Here is a 21,738-nt window from a genome sequence, read left to right as displayed (position 1 = left end):
TTATTTAGCTTATTTTAGAGAAGTTCCTAAGCTAGTTCTTCCCATTGTTCATATAGGCTTTGAAGTTCTTCTTCTGTCTTTTGTATTTCTTTATTTATTTCTATGCTTTTTTCAGGGTTAGAATAAACTTCTTCAAGGCATAGCTGCCCTTGAAGCTCTTCAAGAGATTCCTCTGTAGCTGCAATTTTATTTTCGATGTTTTTAATCATATTAGTTTTTTCTTTTTCAGCTTTTTCAGCTTCACGTTTTTTCTTTTTATCTAGCTTTATCTGAGTCTTAGTAATACCGGAGCCTTCTTCTATATTCTCAAATCTTAAAGGATTTTTCTTTTTCTCTACGTAATAGGAATAGTTGCCTAAGTATTCTTTAACACCATCTTCATTAAGCTCAAAGATTTTATTTATAATCTTATTTAAGAAGTATCTATCGTGGGATATGAGAATTATAGTCCCATCATAGTTTAAGATAGCATCTTCTAAGGCTTCACGAGACATAATATCTAAGTGGTTTGTAGGCTCATCTAGAAGAAGGAAATTAGACTTAGAAAGCATTAGTTTTAGTAAGTTAATTCTACATTTTTCTCCACCACTAAGAGTAGAGATGGATTTAAATACATCATCCCCTGTAAATAGGAATGCTGCAAGAGCAGAGCGTATTTCAGTGGTGGTCATATGTGGGAAGTCATCCCATACCTCATCTAAAATAGTTTTATTGAGGTTTAAATTAGATTGTTCTTGATCATAATATCCAACAAAGACATTCTTACCTAACACCTTAACCCCATTATCAGAAGGTATTTTATCCATAATTATTCTAAATAAAGTAGTTTTACCACGACCATTTTCACCTATAAGGGCAATTTTTTCTTCACGCTTAATATCCATATTTAAGCCTTCAAATAGAAGTTTTTCACCAAAACTTTTACTTAAATTTTCTACATAAAGAACATCATTACCACTTTTGATTTGAGTCTCAAATTTTATTTTAGAAGCTTTAGCATCTTTAATAGGTGCTTCTATTCTTTCAATCTTATCTAAGGCTTTTTGACGACTTTCAGCAGCTCTTACACTTTTTTCACGGTTGAAGGATTTATACTTAGCTATAATCTCCTCTTGTCTTTTAATCTCTGCCTGTTGAAGATCGTAAGCCTTTTGCATTACCTCTTTATTTTTCTCTTTAAGGTCTATAAAGGCTGTATAATTTCCGTTATAGCACTGTGCAGTTCCGCCTATAAGCTCTATAGTTTTGTTAGTAATAGCATCTAAGAAGAATCTATCGTGGGAAATTACTATAATTGTACCTTTAACTTCTTTGAGATAGTTTTCTAACCATTCTATAGCATCTAGGTCAAGATGGTTTGTAGGCTCATCTAGAAGCAAGATTTCAGGTTTTCTAAGAAGCAGCTTACATAAAGCAACTCTAGTCTTTTGGCCACCGCTTAATATGGATATGGACTTATCAAAATCAATTTCTGTGAAACCGAGTCCTTTAAGTACACGACTAATTTCGCCTTTATAAGTGTAGCCACCACGATTTTCATATACCTCTGTTAAAGTAGTATAATCTCTTATAATTTTATTGTGATAATCCTCTTTAGATGCATCATAAGGCTCTTTCATCTTTTCTTCTAAATTATGTAGTCTTTCCTCCATATCTAGCAGTGACTTAAATACTGAAAGAAGTTCAGTATATATGGTGTTATCTGAATCTAGGGAAAGATTTTGAGAGAGATATCCAAGTTCCTTTGATTTATCTATAAATAGCTCGCCACTATCATATTCCATTTGATTAGTTAAAATTTTAAATAGAGTTGATTTACCAGCACCATTAGCACCTATTAATCCTATTTTTTCACCTTCATTTATGTTGAAGGTAATATCTTTTAAAATCATATCTATTCCAAAGTATTTACTTATATTTTTACAACTTAAAACTATCATTTATTTCACCGTCCTACTAGCATTTTATCATGAAAGCTAAAAAAATTAAATTAATTTGTATATTAGGGTAGATTAGTGGGTATTGTGAATAATAAGACAGATTTATATATAATATAATAAAAAGTAAAATACGTGTAAAAGTTTAGATTATAAGGCTATATTGACTATTTATAAAAAAGTTGAAAAATAATTATAATTTATATGTACAATGTGTCATTTTAAATGTAAAATATAGCATTATAGTTTATTTATTTGATAAACAGAGTTCTTAGCATTAATTTATTTGATACTTAGAAGTCGTCGTCCTTTAGGGGGAATCGTTATCCAGGGACATAACAGCTCTTAACTCCAACTTTTAAAGAAGAGAGGAGTATTAGAGCTGGTAGTCATCGGATAAAAAATATATAACAAACTTATGGTTAGTATAGTATAATAGCTATATGAATCAAAAGTTTGTTAAACATGAGAGTATAATAGTTGACTTAAAGAGTATTTTTGGGAAAGTTACAATATAGAAATAAAGTTTAAAAATATGAGAACAAAAACGAGGAGTTGATAATAGGTGGAGAAGAAAAGAAGCATTTCTATGGCCGTAATAAAAAGGCTGCCTAAGTACTATAGATATTTACGTGAATTAGATAAAAATGAGGTTGATAGAATATCATCTAAAGAATTAAGTGAAAGAATTGGATTTACAGCTTCACAAATAAGACAAGATTTAAATTGTTTTGGAGATTTTGGTCAGCAAGGGTATGGGTATAATGTTAAGGAATTATTATATCAAATATCTGTTATATTGGGACTTAATAAAGAATATAATACTGTAATCATTGGAGCTGGAAATATAGGTCAAGCAATTGCTAATTATACAACTTTTGATAAGATGGCGTTTAATCTAAAGGGTATTTTTGATGTGAATGTAAAACTTATTGGACTTAAAATAAGAGATATAGAAATAAGAGATATGGATGAGCTAGACAGTTTCTTACAGAGGGAAAAGATTAATATAGCTATAATTTGTGTTCCTAAAAATAGAGCTCAAGGTGTAGCAGATGTTGTAACAAGAAATGGTGTAAAGGGAATATGGAATTTTGCACCTATAGATTTAAAGGTTAATGAAGATGTTATTGTAGAAAATGTACATCTTAATGAAAGTTTAATGACTTTAAGTTACTTATTAAATGAGCGTGAAAAAGAAGAAGACTTCCTTAATTAAAAGAATGGGCAATACAAGTTGTGAAAAATTTGTATTGTCAGTAAACTTTTTTAATTTAGCTATACAAATGGAAGAAAAAGATTTTATAAAAAACATAAATGTAGTTGAAAAAGAATTATAAACAGTCTATAATAGTGATTAAGGTATTAGAACCTTAATCACTATTTTTGTTAAATTAATAACGATTTATGGCGGCTAACACCTGAAAAATTGCATGGGGGATTTTGAACATGGATTATAAGAACATAGTCTTGGAAAAAGAAGGAAATGTGGCTTTAGTTAAACTAAACAGACCTAAAGCATTAAATGCTTTAAACACAGAAACTTTAAAAGAAATTGATTGTGTTATCCAAGAAATTTCTGGGGATAAAGAAATTTATGCAGTTATTCTTACAGGAGAAGGTAAAGCTTTCGTTGCTGGAGCTGATATTTCAGAAATGAAAGAAATGAATGCTATAGAAGGTAAAGAATTTGGTATTCTTGGGAATGGGGTTTTTAGAAAAATTGAAAAACTTGAAAAACCTGTTATAGCTGCAGTTAATGGTTTTGCATTAGGTGGCGGATGTGAACTTGCAATGGCTTGTGATATTAGAATTGCATCAGTTAAAGCTAAGTTTGCACAACCAGAAGCAGGGCTTGGAATAACTCCTGGGTTTGGCGGAACTCAAAGGTTATCAAGACTTGTAGGTGAAGGAATTGCAAAAGAGTTAATTTACACTTGTGACATGATCAATGCTGAAGAAGCTTTAAGAATTGGATTAGTAAACAAAGTGGTAGAACCAGAAACACTTTTAGATGAAGCAAAAGCTATGGCTAATAAAATAGCTAAGAATGCTCCTATAGCTATAAGCCAATGTAAGGCTGCTATCAATAGAGGCTTGCAAATGGATATTGATAGTGCGGTATTATATGAAGCGGAAGCATTTGGAATGTGTTTTGCTACTGAAGACCAAAAAGAAGGTATGACAGCTTTTGTTGAAAAAAGAGACAAGAATTTTAAGAATAGATAATCGAAATAGATAATCGTATAAGTAGGAGGTATTATAATGAATTTTTCATTAACTAAGGAACAAGAACTTGTAAAGCAAATGGTAAGGGAGTTTGCTATTAATGAAGTAAAACCTATAGCAGCTGAAATAGATGTTACAGAAAGATTCCCAATGGAAAACGTAGAGCAAATGGCTAGATACAACATGTTAGGAATTCCATTCCCAACTGAATTCGGTGGAGCAGGTGGAAATAACGTATCTTACGCTATGACTGTAGAAGAACTTTCTAAAGTTTGCGGAACTACAGGAGTTATAGTTTCTGCACACACTTCTTTATGTGGAGCTCCAATATACCAATTTGGTACTCAAGAGCAAAAAGAAAAATACTTAACACCACTTGCAAAAGGTGAAAAACTAGGTGCATTTGGTCTTACTGAGCCAAACGCAGGTACTGATGCTGCTGGACAACAAACTACAGCTGTACTTGAAGGAGATCACTACGTATTAAACGGTTCAAAAATATTCATAACAAACGGTGGAGTTGCTGATATCTTCGTAGTATTTGCAATGACTGATAAATCAAAAGGAACTAGAGGAATATCTGCTTTCATAGTTGAAAAGGATTTCCCAGGATTCTCAATAGGTAAAGTTGAAGAAAAATTAGGAATAAGAGCATCATCTACTACTGAATTAGTATTTGAAAACTGCATAGTTCCAAAAGAAAACTTACTTGGAAAAGAAGGAAAAGGATTTGCTGTTGCAATGCAAACTCTTGATGGAGGAAGAATTGGTATAGCAGCTCAAGCTTTAGGACTAGCTCAAGGAGCTTTAGATGAAGCTGTTGCTTACATGAAAGAAAGAAAACAATTCGGAAAATCAATAGCAGCATTCCAAGGACTTCAATGGATGGTTGCTGATATGGATGTTCAAATAGAAGCTGCTAGACTTTTAGTATACAAAGCTGCATATAAAAAAGATATGGGACAACCATACTCAGTAGAAGCTGCTAGAGCTAAATTATATGCTTCAGAAGTAGCTATGGATGTTACAACTAAGGCTGTTCAATTATTTGGTGGATATGGATACACTAAAGAATATCCAGTTGAAAGAATGATGAGAGATGCTAAGATAACTGAAATCTACGAAGGAACTTCTCAAGTTCAAAGAATGGTTATCGCAGGAAGCATATTGAAATAGGAGGTAGTGAAAGATGAAAATAGTTGTTTGTGTAAAACAAGTACCAGATACAAATGAAGTTAAAATAGATCCAAAAACAGGAACTCTTATAAGAGATGGTGTTCCTTCAATAATAAACCCAGATGACAAAAATGCTTTAGAAGGAGCTTTACAATTAAAAGATACTTATGGTGGACACGTAACTGTTATAACAATGGGACCTCCACAAGCAAAAGTAGCTTTAGAAGAAGCATTAGCTATGGGAGCAGATGAAGCTATACTAGTTACAGATAGAGCTTTTGCTGGAGCTGATACATTAGCTACATCTCACGCTTTAGCTGCAGCTATTAAAAACTTAGAGTATGATGTAATATTTGCTGGAAGACAAGCAATCGATGGAGATACTGCACAAGTTGGACCAGAAATTGCTGAGCATTTAGGAATGCCTCAAATAACTTATGTTGAAGCAGTTAGTGAAGAAAAAGAAGGCGTATTAAACGTAAGAAGAGCTTGGGAAGATGGATATGAGAATATCAGAGTTAAAACTCCAGTACTTTTAACTGCAATCGAAACTTTAAACGTGCCAAGATATATGAGCATTAAAAACATATTCGCAATGGCTAAAGAAAAAGAAGTTAAAGTATGGACTGTAGCAGACATTAACGTTGATGCTAGCCTACTTGGTCTTAAAGGATCACCTACAAAGGTTAAAAAATCAATGACTAAAGAAGCTAAAGGTCAAGGTGAAATATTTGAAGTATCACCAAAAGAAGCAGCTTCAATTGCGCTTTCAAAATTAAAAGAAAAGCACTTCATCTAAAGATATAAGTTAAGGAGGAAATTACCATGAATATAGCAGATTATAAAGGTGTATGGGTCTTTGCAGAGCAAAGAGACGGAGAATTACAAAAGGTTGCTTTAGAATTATTAGGAAAAGGAAGAGAAATAGCTGACAAGCTAGGAGTAGAGCTTACAGCAATATTACTTGGACATAAAAACATAGATGCAATTACTAAAGAATTAGGTGCTTTCGGAGCAGATAAAGTATTAGTATGCGATCACGAGTTATTAACTCACTATTCAACTGACGGATATACAAAAGTTATAACTGAAGTTGTAAACGCTAAAAAACCAGAAATCCTATTCATTGGAGCTAGCTTCATTGGAAGAGATTTAGGACCAAGAGTTGCAGGAAGACTTTCAACAGGTCTTACAGCTGACTGTACATCACTTGATGTAGATGCAGAAAACAACAACTTATTAATGACAAGACCAGCTTTCGGTGGAAACTTAATGGCTACAATCGTTTGTGGAGATCATAGACCACAAATGTCTACAGTAAGACCTGGAGTTTTCGAAAAGTTAGCTAAAGATGAAAATAGAACTTTCCAAGTTGAGAAATTTGACGTTCAATTATCAGCTTCTGATATAAGAACAGAAACTATGGAAGTTGTTAAATCAGTAAAAGAAATGGTAGACATTACTGAAGCTGATATCGTAGTTTCAGGAGGAAGAGGAGTTGGATGCAAAGAAAACTTCGCTTTACTTCAAGAACTTGCAGACGTAATGGGAGGAACTTTAGCTGGATCAAGAGCAGCTGTTGATAATGGCTGGGTAGAAAAAGCAGTTCAAGTAGGACAAACAGGAAAAACTGTAAGACCTACTATATATATAGCATGCGGAATCTCTGGAGCAATCCAACACTTAGCTGGAATGCAAGATTCTAACTTCATAATTGCTATAAACAAAGATGCAGATGCTCCAATAATGAAATCTGCAGACGTAGCTTTAGTAGGTGACTTCGCTAAAGTTATTCCAGAAATGATAGCTCAATATAAAGAAATCAGCAAATAATAAGTTTGTAAGACTTTATATTAATTGAATTTTATAGTACACAATTAACATAAGATGAGGGGATATACGGAGATGTATATACCCCTCATTTGTTAAATATAAGAAAATTAGGCTAATTAGGCTGAAATTTGTATACATATATTTATATTTATTGAGACATTTTTGATAAATATAAATATAAATATATAAAAATGTGGTAATATAGATGTATAATAGTCTATATTCCATAATAAAAAATCATGTAAGGAGTGTTTAATATGAAAAAGATATGTGTTTTAGGCGCAGGTACAATGGGATCAGGTATAGCTCAAGCTTTTGCCGCTAAAGGATATGAGGTAATAGTTAGAGATATAAAGGATGAATTTGTACAAAAAGGTCTTGGAATGATAGAAAAGAATATTAAAAAACTTGCAACAAAAGGTAAAATAACAGAAGAACAAGCTGAAGAAATTTTATCAAGAGTTAGTGGAACTACTGAATTAAGTTTGTTAGATGATGTAGATTTAATAATAGAAGCTGCAGTAGAAAACATGGAAATAAAAAGACAAATATTCAAGGAATTAGATGAAATCTGTAAACCAGAAGCAATCCTTGCTACAAATACATCTTCACTTTCTATAACTGAAATTGCTACTGCTACAAAGAGAGTTGATAAAGTTATAGGACTTCACTTCTTTAACCCAGCTCCAGTTATGAAACTTGTAGAAATCATAAAAGGAATGGGAACATCACAAGAAACATATGATGCAGTACATGAATTAGTTATTAATATATCTAAGGAGCCAGTTCAAGTAGAAGAAGCTCCAGGATTTGTAGTAAATAGAATATTAGTACCTATGATAAATGAAGCAGTTTGCATCTATGCAGAAGGTATTGCAAATGCTGCAGATATAGATAAGGCTATGATGCTTGGAGCAAATCATCCAATGGGACCTCTTGCTTTAGGAGATTTAATTGGACTAGATGTTTGCTTAGCAATCATGGATGTATTATATAAAGAAACTGGAGATACAAAATACAGAGCTCACAGCCTACTTAGAAAATATGTTAGAGCTGGACAATTAGGAAGAAAAACAGGAAAAGGTTTCTTCGATTATAGCAAATAATATCATAATAAATATTATTTAACAAAAGAGTAAAGACTAATTTATCTTTACTCTTTTATTTACGCAAAATTTATTAGGAATAAAGAGAAAAACTTAAAAGATAGACAAAATAATAACAATTTATTTTATAAATTATTATAGGTTTTTATAGATAGAAAGAGTATAGTTTAAAATTAATGAGTCGAAATCTGGTAGGATAGCTAGAATTCAAGAGGCTATTTATAAAAAATGGATTTATTTGCTTGAAAATTTATAATATTTAATTTACTATATGGTTGACTATAATTAAATAAAATTATAAAATATAAGTGTAACAGATACGATATATATTCATGTAAAGGATTTAAGTCGTATTATTTAAGGATATATGGAGATTTAAGTTAGTTTATTGGACAAGTGTAATGTGGTAAAAATACTATCATTATTGCGCTGTTTATTTTTGCGTTTGTTAGCCACTGTGTTAAATAAATATCTAATGTTAATATATATATAAATTTAAATGAAAATAGTATAATATTATATTTGACAGCGGATATGAATTAAAATGGTAAAAATATTAAATTCATATAAAAACAAAATATGTTTAAAATACGGAGGAAAATACTATGTATAAAATTGTTGAAAAGAAGATTTTAGCACCTTCAATATTTATGATGAAGATTTTAGCACCAAGAGTTGCTAAATCAGCTCGTCCAGGTCAGTTCATTATAATAAGAATGGATGAAAAGGGTGAGAGAGTACCTTTAACAGTATGTGACACAGATGTAGAAAATGGAACAGTATCAATAGTTGTTCAAACTATTGGATGTACTACAAAGGCTATGGAGCAATACGAAGAAGGAGATTCTTTCTTTGATTTTGTTGGACCTTTAGGAATGCCTTCTGAACTTTTAGAAGAAGACAAAGATAAGCTAAAAAATGAAAAAATAATGTTTATATCAGGTGGAGTTGGAGCTGCACCAGTATATCCTCAAGTAAAATGGTTACATGAAAATGGAATTAAAGCTGACGTAATCATGGGATTTAAAAACAAAGAGATGGTTATATTAGAAGAAGATATGAAAAATGTTGCAGACAATGTATATGTAGCAACAGATGATGGTAGCTATGGATTTAAAGGAATGGTTACTAATAGATTAAAATCTTTGGTTGAAGAAGGTAAAAAATACGATACAGTAATTGCTATAGGACCAATGATAATGATGAAATTCGTATGTAAATTAACAGAAGAATTAGGTATAAAAACAATAGTTAGTATGAACCCAATTATGGTTGATGGAACAGGTATGTGTGGTGCTTGTAGAATAACTGTTGATGGAGAAACTAAATTTGCTTGTGTTGATGGACCTGAGTTTGATGGACATAAAGTAAACTTCGATGAAGCATTAAAAAGAACAACTATGTATAAGACTGAAGAAGTACAAAAGGATTCTATACAAAAAGGATGCAAAGTAGGAGGAAATAACTAATGGATAGAATGAAAAGAACTCCAATACAAGAACAAGATCCAAAGGTAAGAGCAACTAACTTTGAAGAAGTTTGTCTTGGTTACACTGAAGAAGAAGCAGTTCAAGAAGCTTCAAGATGTTTAAATTGTAAAAATAAACCTTGTGTATCTAAATGTCCAGTTGCAATAGATATACCAGAGTTTATTCATCATGTAAAAGAAAAAGAATTTGCACAAGCTGCAAAGGCTTTAGATAAATATACAGCACTTCCAGCAGTATGTGGAAGAGTTTGTCCTCAAGAATTACAATGTGAAAGCAAATGTGTTCTTGGAATAAAAGGTGAAGCAGTTGCTATAGGAAAATTAGAAAGATTTGTAGCAGACTGGTCAAGAAATAACAATGTAGATTTGACTAAAGAGATTGAAAAGAAAAATAAAAAAGTTGCTGTAATTGGTTCAGGCCCATCAGGAATAACTTGCGCTGGGGAGCTTGCTAAAATGGGTTACGATGTAACTGTATTTGAAGCTTTACATGAGCCAGGTGGAGTTTTACTTTATGGAATTCCTGAATTTAGATTACCAAAGGATACCGTTGTTAAGCATGAAGTAAATAACCTAAGAAAATTAGGAGTTAAAATAGAAACAAATGTAGTTGTTGGTAGAACAGTTACAATAGATGAATTAATGAATAATGAGAATTTTGAAGCTGTATTTATAGGATCAGGAGCAGGACTTCCTAAGTTTATGGGAATTCCAGGAGAAAACTTAAATGGAGTATTCTCAGCAAATGAATTCTTAACTAGAAATAACTTAATGAAAGCATTTAAAGATGAATATGCTACTCCTATAAAATCAGGTAAATGTGTTGCAGTAGTTGGTGGTGGTAACGTTGCTATGGATGCTGCTAGAACAGCTTTAAGACTTGGTTCAGAAACACATATAGTTTATAGAAGAAGTGAAGCAGAGCTTCCAGCTAGAGTAGAAGAAGTACATCATGCTAAAGAAGAAGGGGTTATCCTTGATTTATTAGTTAATCCTACAGAAATCCTTGGGGATGAAAATGGTTGGGTTAAAGGAATGAAATGTGTAAGAATGGAACTTGGAGAGCCAGATGCATCTGGAAGAAGAAGACCACAAGTAATAGAAGGTTCTGAGTTTACATTAGACTGTGATACTGTTATCATGTCACTAGGAACTTCACCAAACCCATTAATTCCAGCTACAACTAAAGGATTAGAAACTAATAAATATAAATGCATAGTTGCAGAGGAAGATACAGGACTTACTTCTAAAGATAAAGTATATGCTGGTGGAGATGCTGTAACAGGTGCAGCTACAGTTATACTTGCTATGGAAGCTGGTAAAAAAGCTGCTAAAGCTATTGATGAGCAATTAAGTAAATAAGGCATCTTCAAAAAATAAATAAGTCAGAATGCTCGTCTATTTTGTGTTATACTGCGTCAACAGAACCCTTAGATAGTGCTACTATCTGCGGAACTTGTTTCCTTGTCTAACTCAAAATATACTTTCCATCTTTGACTTATTATTTATTTTCAGATGCCTAAGTTTAAAAGCAGAATTAATAAAATCAAGCCATATTTTAAAGTTATGTGAAATTCTTTAAAATATGGCTTTTTTATATGATAAATATAGTATAATGAAACTGAAAACTAGTAGATTTCTAATAAAATTAAAGAAATTTTTGGAGTCATAGATTTATGACTAAAACTATAATAGATTAATTTAGATATTTAGAACTAATTAATACGAAAGTAGGGTGTATAAATATGTTATTAGATGTAGTAAAAAAATATTATGGAGAAGAATATGATTTAAACTGTGCAGAGACTATGATATATGCTGCCAACGAAGAATATGGTTTAAATTTGAGTAAAGAAACTTTTAAGACCATGGCTGCCTTTGGTGGAGGAATGGGTATAGAATCTACTTGCGGAGTTATCACAGGAGCCATATCTGTTCTTGGTATTTTATTTACAAAGGAAAGAGCTCATGAAAGTGACTATGTAAAAACTCTTACACAAGAATTCATAGAAAAGTTCAATAAAGAGTGTAATGCAGTGAATTGTGATGCTTTAAAGGAGCTATATAGGAATGATGAGATAAGATGTCTTAATATAGTGGAAAAAGGTGCAGTTATATTAGATAATATAGTAGTAAGAGAAAGAAATAAACAGTAATTGAGAATAATTTTAAAACTTAGTGCTGAGAATATTCTTAGCACTATTTTAAACTAGACATCAGATAAGTGTTATTGAGAGGAAGGTGATATGAATGGACTTTAAAGAAGTTGTTGAAGAAAATGGGAAAGTTATATTAAAGGATGTAAAGAATTTTGAACTTCCCCATATTTTTGATTGTGGACAATGTTTTAGATGGAACAGACAAGAGAATAATAATTATATAGGTGTGGCCTTCGGAAGAGTTATTGAAGTTGAAAAAAGGGATAATGATGTAGTTATATACAATACAGATTTAAAAGATTTTAATGACATATGGCTAAGTTACTTTGATCTAAAAAGAGACTATTCAGCTATAAAAGAGGAGTTTGAAAAGGATGAACTTTTAAAAAAAGCAGTAGAATTTGGTGTAGGAATAAGAATATTACAGCAAGACCCCTTTGAAATCCTAATATCTTTTATTATATCTGCAAATAATAGAATTCCTATGATTAAAAGAGCTATAGAGAATATAAGTAGAACATATGGCAAATCTATAGAATATAAGGGAAATACATATTATGCTTTTCCAACTTTAAAGGAATTTAGTATAGCAACAGTGGAAGATATAGAAGCTTTAAGTGTTGGATTTAGAGCTAAGTATATATTTAAGGCACTAGAAGATTTGAGTAGTGGCACCTATGACTTAAATGAAATAAAGCTAAGCGATGATGATGGATGCCATGAAGGCCTTAAAAACTTTAATGGAGTAGGTCCTAAGGTAGCAGATTGCATAATGCTATTTTCTATGGGGAAATATTCAGCATTCCCAGTGGATGTGTGGGTAAAAAGAGCAATGCAATTCTTTTATGTGGCACCAGATGTATCGTTACCTAAGATAAGACAGTTTGCAAGAGAAAAGTTTGGTAGCTTATCTGGATTTGCACAGCAATATTTATTTTACTATGCAAGAGAAAATAATATAAAGATAGACTAATATTTATATATGAAGATTTAAAAGATATATAAACTTATTCATGAAAAATATATTAAGGCATCTTCAAAAAATAAATAAGTCAGAATGCTCGTTTATCTGATGACTACCAGCTCTAATACTCCCATCTTCTTCAAAGTGGGAGTAAAGAGCTGCTACGTCCCTGGATAACGATTTCTAAGCTTCGAAGAAACTAAGAAATCTGTTAATTTTGTGTTATACTGCGTCAACAGAACCCTTAGATAGTGCTACTATCTGCGGAACCTGTTTCCTTGTCTAACTCAAAATATACTTACCATTTTTGACTTGTTATTTATTTTCAGATGCCTGAAAACAGCTTATAAACTAAGGGTATACAAGGTGGGAAAGGAATGGAGAATAAAAATAAGATAAAAAAGTATGTAATAAATGGATTAATATGGACTATAGTTGTAGTAGTATTAATAATAGCATATTGGGAATTTTCTAAGAAATTCACTGTTTTTAGAGATCCGGAAGAATTAAAAAAATTAATACTATCCTTTGGAAGTTATAGTATAATTGCATTTGTAGTACTCCAAATGATACAAGTAATAATATTCTTTATACCAGGAGAAGTTGTTCAAGTAGCAGGTGGATACATATTTGGACCAGTAGTAGGTGGAATTGCCTCTGCTGTAGGAATAATTCTTGGAAGTGTAGTTGCATATTTTATAGCTAAATTATGCGGAAAAAGATATATAAATAAACTTATTGAAAAAAATAATTTAACTAAGATGAAGAGGATATTAGATGCTGGAAGTAATAATATAGTTATCTTTGTAATATACTTTATACCTGGAATACCTAAAGATATACTAGTTTATGTAGCTGGTATATCAAATGTAACCTTAAGTGACTTCATATTATATTCTTCTGCAGGTAGATTACCATGGATTATCACATCTGCCATGTTCGGTCACGGTATACATAGTGGAGATTATGTATCTATGATAATTATAGGTATAATATCAGGAGTCTTATTTTTAGTAGGAATATTAAGAGGACATAAGATTATAGACTTTTTTCATAGAGCTTTAAAGCATAAAGGCAAAAATAAGAGAAAATAAGAGAAAATATTACCATGAGTGAGATATTTTCAAATATTTGCTTATTTTACGAGGTTCTATTAGAATTAAAGATTTGCTTATAAAATAATAATTATATATTATTATATTGTAGTTAGCACTCAATGATTGTGAGTGCTAATAAGTAGTGATAAATAAAAAAATTATATAAATAATAAACAATAGGAGGGTTTTTTATGAATATCAGACCATTAGGCGACAGAGTTGTAATCAAGAGATTAGAATCTGAGGAAATAACTAAAGGGGGAATAGTTCTAGCAGGTACTGCAAAAGAAAAACCACAAGAGGCAGAAGTCGTTGCAGTAGGGCCAGGAACTTACTCTCATGGAAGAGAAATTAAGATGGAAGTCAAAGTAGGAGATAAAATATTATTCTCTAAATTTGCAGGCACAGAAGTTAAATTCGAAGGACAAGAATATATAATATTAAAACAAGAAGATATATTAGCAATCTTAGAATAAGTCATCTTAAAAAAATAAATAAGTCAGAATGCTCGTTTATTTTGTGTTATACTGCGTCAACAGAACCCTTAGATAGTGCTACTATCTGTGGAACCTGTCTCCTTGTCTAACTCAAAATATACTTCCCATCTTTGATTTGTTATTTATTTTCAGATGCCTAAGTAATATATCTTATAAGTTTAAAGAAAACAATTTAAATGTTAAGCTGGAAAATTCACATATAATAGGAGGTAAATGAATATGGCTAAAAGTATTTTATTCGGAGAAGAATCAAGAAGAGCTATGCAAAGAGGTGTAGATGTACTTGCAGATACAGTTAAGGTAACTTTAGGACCAAAAGGAAGAAATGTTATATTAGATAAAAAATTTGGTTCACCACTTATAACAAATGATGGTGTTACAATAGCTAGAGAAATAGAACTTGAAGATGCATATGAAAATATGGGTGCACAACTTGTAAAAGAAGTTGCAAACAAAACAAATGATGTAGCTGGAGACGGAACTACAACTGCTACAGTACTTGCTCAAGCTATCATAAGAGAAGGACTTAAGAACGTAACAGCTGGTTCAAATCCAATGTTATTAAGAAATGGTATAAGAATGGCTGTAGATACAGCAGTTGAAGAAATAAAGAAATACTCTAGACAAGTAGATGGAAAAGAAGACATAGCAAGAGTTGCAGCAATATCAGCAGCAGACGAAGAAGTTGGAGCTCTAATAGCTACAGCGATGGATAAAGTAGGTAACGAAGGTGTTATCGCTGTAGAAGAGTCTAAAACAATGGGAACAGAACTTGATGTTGTTGAAGGTATGCAATTTGATAGAGGATATTTAAGTGCATATATGGTAACTGACACAGATAAGATGGAAGCTGTACTTGATAATCCATACATTTTAATAACTGATAAGAAAATATCTAATATCCAAGAATTACTTCCAATTCTTGAGCAAATAGTACAACAAGGTAAAAAACTTTTAATAATCGCTGAAGATGTTGAAGGTGAAGCAATAGCTACTTTAGTAGTTAATAAATTAAGAGGAACATTTACATGTGTTGCTGTTAAAGCTCCTGGCTTTGGAGATAGAAGAAAAGAAATGCTTGAAGATATAGCTATATTAACAGGAGGTACAGTAATTTCAGAAGAATTAGGATACGACATTAAAGATGCAACTATCGATATGTTAGGAAAAGCTGATAGTGTTAAAATTACTAAAGAAAATACTGTTATCGTAAATGGAAAAGGTAAGAGTGAAGATATAGCATCTAGAGTAAATCAAATTAAGAAACAAATGGAAGATACGACTTCTGAATTTGATAAGGAAAAATTAAATGAAAGACTTGCAAAACTTGCTGGTGGAGTTGCAGTAATCAAAGTTGGTGCTGCTACTGAAACAGAATTAAAAGAGAAAAAATTAAGAATAGAAGATGCTCTTGCTGCTACAAAAGCTGCAGTTGAAGAAGGTATCGTTGCAGGTGGTGGAACTGTTTATATCAATGCAATAGAGGCAGTTGCTAAACTAACTTCAGATGTTTCAGAAATCCAAGTAGGTATCAATATTGTAAGAAGAGCTCTTGAAGAGCCATTAAGACAAATAGCTACAAATGCTGGTGCAGAAGCTTCAGTAGTAGTTGAAAGAGTTAGAAATTCAGCTACAGAAATAGGATATGATGCATTAAGTGCTGAATATGTAGATATGATTAAAGCTGGAATAGTTGACCCAACTAAAGTTACAAGAAGCGCACTTCAAAATGCTGCATCTGTAGCTGCAACATTCTTAACAACAGAAGCTGCTGTTGTTGATATTCCAGATAAGAACCCAGCTCCAATGCCAGGTGGCCCAGGAATGGGAATGGACGGAATGTACTAAAATAAATAATAAAAAATAAAATTAAGACTTTCATGAGGTTTTCATGAAAGTCTTTTTATATACAAAAAAACTTAATTACGATAAATTTTAGTGTTAGATGTTATAAAATAATACATAACAAGGAAAAAAACTAGAAGTATAATACAAAATATAGTATAATATGTTTAAATATTTATAAATTTATATTTTTACATCAAAAATTTATAAAGCAATAAAATGATTTTAGATACAATGATGCAACTTTTTTATTTGGGTACCTTGAAAGTTGTTGAGTTAATGGTACAACCGGCTAAATTATTAATTTAGTCGGTTTTTTTGTGTTCATTTATATGCATATATGTAAAAATGTGGTACAATAGTTTTAAAATAGAAATAAATGTAAAAGGATAATAAATAATGGGTTTTATAGTATTTTTATATGGAATAGTAATAGGAAGTTTTTTAAATGTATGTATTTATAGAATACCTAATAATCAGTCATTAATTAGTCCACCCTCTCATTGTGGAAATTGTGATACTAGATTGAAATGGAAGGATTTAATACCAATAGGAAGTTATCTATGGCTTAAGGGTAAATGTAGATACTGTGATTCTAAGATTTCTATGAGGTATCCATTAGTAGAAGGACTTACAGGCATTTTATTAGTAGGAATATATCTAAGATATGGTATAGGGTTAAACTTTTTTAAGTACTCTCTTTTAACTTTATTTTTAATAGTGATAGCCCTTATAGATTATGATACTACAGATGTATATTCTAGCGTAGTTTATAGTGGAATGGCAGTGGGGATAATCTTTATCATTATAGAAGCTGTAGGATATTCTCACAGTATAACTACTTATATTATTGGTGGATTAATAGGTCTTGGTGTTATTGGTTTAATATATGTTTTAACTGGTGGCATGGGTGCTGGAGATATTGAGATAGCAGTATTATGTGGATTGTTCCTAGGATGGAAATTAGAGATATATTTTTTACTCATATCCTTTATTATAGGGGGATCAATTGCAGTTACTCTAATTGCACTAAAAAAGAAATTGAAGGATGAGTATATTCCTTTAGGACCAAGCTTAGCAATGGGAGCATATATAGTTTTAATCATAGGAGAACAATACATATTAAATTTTATTTAGTATGAGAAGTTTTAAGAAATTAAAAGAAATATAAAACTTTTAGATAAAATCACGTAAATTAATTGTAAAGGTGAGGTGGGATAAATGGCAAGGAATACTGTTAGACTAGGTGACTTGCTAGTAAGAGCAAATAAGATTACCAGGTCACAATTATCAGAAGCCTTAGAAATTCAAAAGGTAAAGAGAAAGAAATTAGGAGAATTACTAATTGAAGAAGGTATTGTAACAGAGGATATTATTATAGAGGTACTTCAAGAACAGCTAGGTATTGAAAGGGTAACTTTGAGTAATATAGATGTAGACTCTAAGGCAGTTAAATTAGTTAATGAAGGCTTATGTAGAAAATATGAACTATTCCCTTTTTATACTGCTGATGGAGTAATAAAGGTAGCTGTGTCAGATCCTTTAAATATATTTGCAATGGATGATGTAGCTATAACCACAGGACTAAGAGTAGAGCCTTATATATCCACAAAGGATGATATACATAAGGCTACAGAAAAATATTATTCAGATAGAAATGTGGAAAGTGCTGTAGAGGAGATAACTAGGTCTAGGATAGTATTTCAAAATAAGACGGAAGATTTAGAAAAGATTGATGAAGTTAAAAATGCTCCCACAGTAAAACTAGTAGACTCTCTACTTAAAAATGCAGTGGAGCAAAGAGCTTCAGATATTCATATAGAGCCCTATGAAAAATATATAAGAGTTAGATATAGAAACGATGGTCAGTTAGAGGAGATATCGTCCTTAAATATTGATGTACTTCCAGGAATAGTTACTAGAATAAAAATTTTAGCAGATCTTAACATAGCTGAGAGAAGGATTCCTCAGGATGGAAGAATAGTTACTGTAATCAACAATAAAAATATAGACATGCGTGTGTCTATAATACCTCTTATTACCGGAGAAAAGGTTGTGATAAGAATACTAGATAGAAGTAACTATAAAATTGGAAAAGATAATTTGGGAATGAGTAGTGAGGATATAAAAAAACTTGAAAATATTATATCTGCTCCCCATGGAATAATTTTAGTAACAGGACCTACAGGAAGCGGAAAATCTACCACCTTATATACTATTTTAGGAGAACTTAATGATACTAATAAAAACATAGTCACTGTAGAAGACCCTGTGGAATACTCCATGGATGGAATAAATCAAGTGAATGTAAATAGTAAGGTAGGACTTACCTTTGCTACAGGATTAAGATCTATATTAAGACAAGACCCAGATGTAGTGATGGTGGGAGAGATAAGAGATAGTGAGACCGCTGAAATTGGTATAAGAGCTGCTATAACAGGTCACTTAGTTCTTAGTACACTGCACACTAATGACGCACCATCCTCAGTAATAAGACTTATAGATATGGGAATAGAGCCTTTCTTAGTAGCTACTGCTATAAAAGGAGTAATAGCTCAAAGGCTTGTGAGAAGAATATGTCCAAGCTGTAAGGAAGCCTATGAAGGGGATGAAGCTGAAAGGAAATTGCTCAGTTTAAATGCTGATGATAAGATAACTCTTCATAGAGGAAAGGGATGTGCTAGCTGTAATTATACTGGTTACAGTGGTAGGCTAGGCGTCTATGAAATAATAAATGTAGATAGAGATATAAAGGATTTGATTATAAAGTCTAATAATACAGAAGAACTAAAGGATGAAGCTGTGAAAAAAGGAATGAAGACTTTGTCAGATAGTTGCAGAGAATTAGTTCTTAATGGTGAAACAACTATGGAAGAAATGATGAAGATAATATTTATGGATAACTTGTAGAGGAAGGAGATCTAAATTATGTCTAAATATAAATATAAGGCTATTAGCTCTAAGGGTGAAGTTATTCAAGGGGTACATGAATGTAAGAGTAGAGAAGATGTTTTAAATCTTATGATGTCTAATGGATATTCACCCCTATCCATTGAAGAAGCTTTAGGAAGTAAAGAAATTATTCTAGGAAAGAGAAACAAGGTTAATAACAAGGATATTTCTATATTTTGTAGACAATTAGCTACCATGATAGAAGCAGGAGTTTCCATAATTAATGCCATAAGTCTGTTATCAGAACAAATACCTAATAAAAAGCTTAGAGAAGTTCTTGGAAAAGTAGATGAAGATATAAGAAAAGGTGAAGAATTATCTGTAGCCATGGGTAAATACTCTAATGAATTTCCAACACTGCTTATCAGTATGATTCAGGTTGGAGAACAAAGTGGTACCTTAGATTCCATCATGAACAGGATGGCTACTTATTATGAAAAGCAAACAAAGATGAATGGTAAGCTTAAAAATGCCTTAATCTATCCAGGCATATTAGCTACAGTAACAGTTTTTGTAGTGGTATTTATTCTAACTTATATAATGCCAATGTTTATGGATATGTTTGAATCAGCAGGTTCAGAACTTCCAGCCATGACAAGGATAGTACTATCCATGGGAGATGCCATAAGGCACTACGGTATATTAATAGGTCTTGTTATTATAGGCTTAGTAGTAGGATTTAAATATTACACCAAGAGAGTTGACTCTGGAATTTATATGTACAGTAAATTTAAACTAAAAAAGTCTCTCTTTAAGGACTTAAATCAAAAAATTGTAGTATCGAGATTTGCGAGAGGACTATCCACAGTTCTAGGAGCAGGACTATCCATAGCCAGCTCCATTGATGTAGTATCTGCAGTACTAGAAAATAAATATGCAGATGTAAAACTAAAAATAGTAAAAGAAAGAATGTTAGCTGGAGATACACTATCCGATGCCATAAAGGAATCAGAGTTATTTCCACCTATGCTAGGGTCTATGATAAAAATCGGAGAAGAAGCTGGAGAACTAGACAACATACTAAGCAAAACAGCAGACTTCTACGACGAAGAGCTAGAAAGAGCAATAGAAGCCTTCACCACAATCCTAGATCCAATAATGCTAATAATAATGGGAGTAGTAGTAGGATTTCTAATAATCTCCATACTAACTCCAATGTTCGAAATGTACAACGTAATGTAATAGTGTTAATCAATGGGTGGTAGCCTTTGGGGGTTCGAGGAAGTACAAGCTAAGGTTATACCAATGCTTGTACCAATATGGTCTTAATTAGGTAAAACTCATTAAAATAAAATAAATAATCAGGAGGTCATTTAAAATGATAAAAAGAGCAAACAACAAAAAGAAAAAAGGATTTACCCTAATAGAGCTAATCATAGTTCTAGCAGTAATGGCAATCATAGCATTAATAGCTATACCAAACTTCACAGCAGTAAGAGAAAATTCTAAAATTAAAGCAGATAAGCAAAGCTGTGAAACAATTGAAAGAACAGTATTAATGTTAGTTTCAGATGAATCTATAACTGGAAACGGAACAATAGAACTAACTCCACCAGGAACAAACTTACCAGAAGAAGATGGTGATATAAAAGGTTCTAATGGAAGAACTGCTAAAGTAATAGTAGAAGAAGCATTAAATGAAGTTAAGGCACCTCAAGGTAAAGTTGGAGAAGTAAAGGCAACTTCTTACGAAATAAAAATCGAAGATGGTAAAGTTGATGCTGTAACAAAATAATTTAACTAACATATCTTATCAAACAAACATAAGTGTAAGGCCATCCTTTGCACTTATGTTTCTAAAAATAAATAAAACATTCCTCTACAAGCTTAAACACCATTTATATCAACACTTAAACCATGGAAGAACATAAAAACATAAAAAGCTAAAAACATTGAAATTGTTGAAAATTTTATAAAATACATATATAAAGAATTCGTGAAATAAACATGGAAATTCCATATCCTATACATAACTACTAAAACAGCAAAAACACTGCAAAGTATTGATGCCACAATAACTAGTTAACTATTTTAATAGTTTTATATATAAATATTTATATATTTTCATAGGTAAATAGTTTTATATAAAAAATTTTGTGTAGTTATATATTTACTCCGATGACTACTAGCTCTCTAATACCTCCATCTTCTTCGAAGTGGAAGTGAAGAGCTACTACGTCCCTGGATAACGATTTCTAAAGCTTCGAAGAAGCTAAGAACTCTGTTACTCCGATGACTACCAGCTCTATAATACCTCCAGCTTCTTCAAAGTGGGAGTAAAGAGCCGATACGTCCCTGGATAACGATTTCTAAGTATCGAAAATACTGATACTAAGAAATCTGTTTATTTCGAGATATTTCTCGGGTAATAAAGAAGATATATGAAATTTAATAGAAGTTATAAAAGAAAAACATTGAAATTGAAAGTTATTTAGGTAGCTAAGTTATTAGAAC

Annotated in this window: 18 protein-coding genes and 1 riboswitch; of the genes, 17 read left to right on the top strand and 1 reads right to left on the bottom strand. The window is 31.7% G+C overall.

All coding sequences use genetic code 11. The annotated features are described in order from the left end of the window. Positions 1 to 26 precede the first annotated feature (26 nt). On the bottom strand, positions 27 to 1,940 hold the full coding sequence (gene abc-f, locus ABDZ93_RS16240; protein WP_343827521.1) for a ribosomal protection-like ABC-F family protein: 1,914 nt from the start codon (positions 1,938 to 1,940) through the stop codon (positions 27 to 29). A gap of 562 nt (positions 1,941 to 2,502) precedes the next feature. Here abc-f and ABDZ93_RS16235 point away from each other — a divergent pair. The 17 genes from ABDZ93_RS16235 (at position 2,503) to ABDZ93_RS16155 (ending at position 21,019) form a co-directional block, all read left to right on the top strand. Continuing rightward, positions 2,503 to 3,156, top strand: coding sequence for a redox-sensing transcriptional repressor Rex (locus tag ABDZ93_RS16235; RefSeq protein WP_343827520.1), 654 nt, complete (start codon positions 2,503 to 2,505; stop codon positions 3,154 to 3,156). A gap of 230 nt (positions 3,157 to 3,386) precedes the next feature. Beyond that, on the top strand, positions 3,387 to 4,166 hold the full coding sequence (locus ABDZ93_RS16230; RefSeq protein ID WP_035130499.1) for a short-chain-enoyl-CoA hydratase: 780 nt from the start codon (positions 3,387 to 3,389) through the stop codon (positions 4,164 to 4,166). Between the two features lie 36 nt (positions 4,167 to 4,202). Continuing rightward, on the top strand, positions 4,203 to 5,342 hold the full coding sequence (locus tag ABDZ93_RS16225; protein WP_343827519.1) for an acyl-CoA dehydrogenase: 1,140 nt from the start codon (positions 4,203 to 4,205) through the stop codon (positions 5,340 to 5,342). Positions 5,343 to 5,355: 13 nt separating this feature from the next. Then, complete coding sequence (locus tag ABDZ93_RS16220; RefSeq protein ID WP_343827518.1) at positions 5,356 to 6,141, top strand: electron transfer flavoprotein subunit beta/FixA family protein; 786 nt, start codon at positions 5,356 to 5,358, stop codon at positions 6,139 to 6,141. 26 nt (positions 6,142 to 6,167) lie between these two features. Continuing rightward, a complete protein-coding gene (locus ABDZ93_RS16215) occupies positions 6,168 to 7,175 on the top strand; it encodes an electron transfer flavoprotein subunit alpha/FixB family protein (protein ID WP_343827517.1) in 1,008 nt (335 codons plus the stop codon). A gap of 257 nt (positions 7,176 to 7,432) precedes the next feature. Beyond that, a complete protein-coding gene (locus ABDZ93_RS16210; protein ID WP_343827514.1) occupies positions 7,433 to 8,281 on the top strand; it encodes a 3-hydroxybutyryl-CoA dehydrogenase in 849 nt (282 codons plus the stop codon). A 605-nt stretch (positions 8,282 to 8,886) separates the two neighbouring features. Further along, the gene (locus tag ABDZ93_RS16205) at positions 8,887 to 9,750 is read left to right on the top strand and encodes a sulfide/dihydroorotate dehydrogenase-like FAD/NAD-binding protein (protein WP_343827512.1); all 864 of its coding nucleotides are present in this window, start codon (positions 8,887 to 8,889) and stop codon (positions 9,748 to 9,750) included. After that, positions 9,750 to 11,132, top strand: coding sequence for an NADPH-dependent glutamate synthase (gene gltA / locus ABDZ93_RS16200; RefSeq protein WP_343827511.1), 1,383 nt, complete (start codon positions 9,750 to 9,752; stop codon positions 11,130 to 11,132). Before ABDZ93_RS16205 ends, gltA begins: the two co-directional genes overlap by 1 nt. Before the next feature lie 383 nt (positions 11,133 to 11,515). Then, positions 11,516 to 11,926: a C-GCAxxG-C-C family (seleno)protein gene (locus tag ABDZ93_RS16195; RefSeq protein WP_343827510.1), complete on the top strand. Its 411-nt coding sequence runs from the start codon at positions 11,516 to 11,518 to the stop codon at positions 11,924 to 11,926. A gap of 94 nt (positions 11,927 to 12,020) precedes the next feature. Then, on the top strand, positions 12,021 to 12,902 hold the full coding sequence (locus ABDZ93_RS16190; RefSeq protein WP_343827509.1) for a DNA-3-methyladenine glycosylase family protein: 882 nt from the start codon (positions 12,021 to 12,023) through the stop codon (positions 12,900 to 12,902). Positions 12,903 to 13,270: 368 nt separating this feature from the next. Continuing rightward, the gene (locus tag ABDZ93_RS16185) at positions 13,271 to 13,987 is read left to right on the top strand and encodes a TVP38/TMEM64 family protein (protein ID WP_343827508.1); all 717 of its coding nucleotides are present in this window, start codon (positions 13,271 to 13,273) and stop codon (positions 13,985 to 13,987) included. 194 nt (positions 13,988 to 14,181) lie between these two features. Beyond that, the gene (gene groES / locus ABDZ93_RS16180) at positions 14,182 to 14,466 is read left to right on the top strand and encodes a co-chaperone GroES (protein ID WP_343827507.1); all 285 of its coding nucleotides are present in this window, start codon (positions 14,182 to 14,184) and stop codon (positions 14,464 to 14,466) included. Positions 14,467 to 14,706: 240 nt separating this feature from the next. Next, positions 14,707 to 16,335 (top strand): chaperonin GroEL, encoded by a 1,629-nt coding sequence (gene groL, locus ABDZ93_RS16175; protein WP_343827506.1) that lies wholly within the window; start codon positions 14,707 to 14,709, stop codon positions 16,333 to 16,335. 215 nt (positions 16,336 to 16,550) lie between these two features. Next, positions 16,551 to 16,635, top strand: a riboswitch (cyclic di-GMP riboswitch). A 96-nt stretch (positions 16,636 to 16,731) separates the two neighbouring features. Continuing rightward, positions 16,732 to 17,469: a prepilin peptidase gene (locus tag ABDZ93_RS16170; RefSeq protein WP_343827505.1), complete on the top strand. Its 738-nt coding sequence runs from the start codon at positions 16,732 to 16,734 to the stop codon at positions 17,467 to 17,469. 84 nt (positions 17,470 to 17,553) lie between these two features. After that, positions 17,554 to 19,242, top strand: a complete 1,689-nt coding sequence (locus tag ABDZ93_RS16165; RefSeq protein WP_343827504.1) for a GspE/PulE family protein — start codon at positions 17,554 to 17,556, stop codon at positions 19,240 to 19,242. An 18-nt stretch (positions 19,243 to 19,260) separates the two neighbouring features. After that, the gene (locus ABDZ93_RS16160) at positions 19,261 to 20,466 is read left to right on the top strand and encodes a type II secretion system F family protein (RefSeq protein ID WP_343827503.1); all 1,206 of its coding nucleotides are present in this window, start codon (positions 19,261 to 19,263) and stop codon (positions 20,464 to 20,466) included. A gap of 136 nt (positions 20,467 to 20,602) precedes the next feature. Beyond that, the gene (locus ABDZ93_RS16155) at positions 20,603 to 21,019 is read left to right on the top strand and encodes a type II secretion system protein (protein WP_343827502.1); all 417 of its coding nucleotides are present in this window, start codon (positions 20,603 to 20,605) and stop codon (positions 21,017 to 21,019) included. The last annotated feature ends 719 nt before the right edge of the window (positions 21,020 to 21,738 follow it).

The organism is Clostridium subterminale (assembly GCF_039521425.1).
Classification (GTDB): domain Bacteria; phylum Bacillota; class Clostridia; order Clostridiales; family Clostridiaceae; genus Clostridium_J; species Clostridium_J subterminale.
Note: the sequence above shows the minus strand (reverse complement) of the source record. Positions and strands in the feature narration are given on the sequence as shown.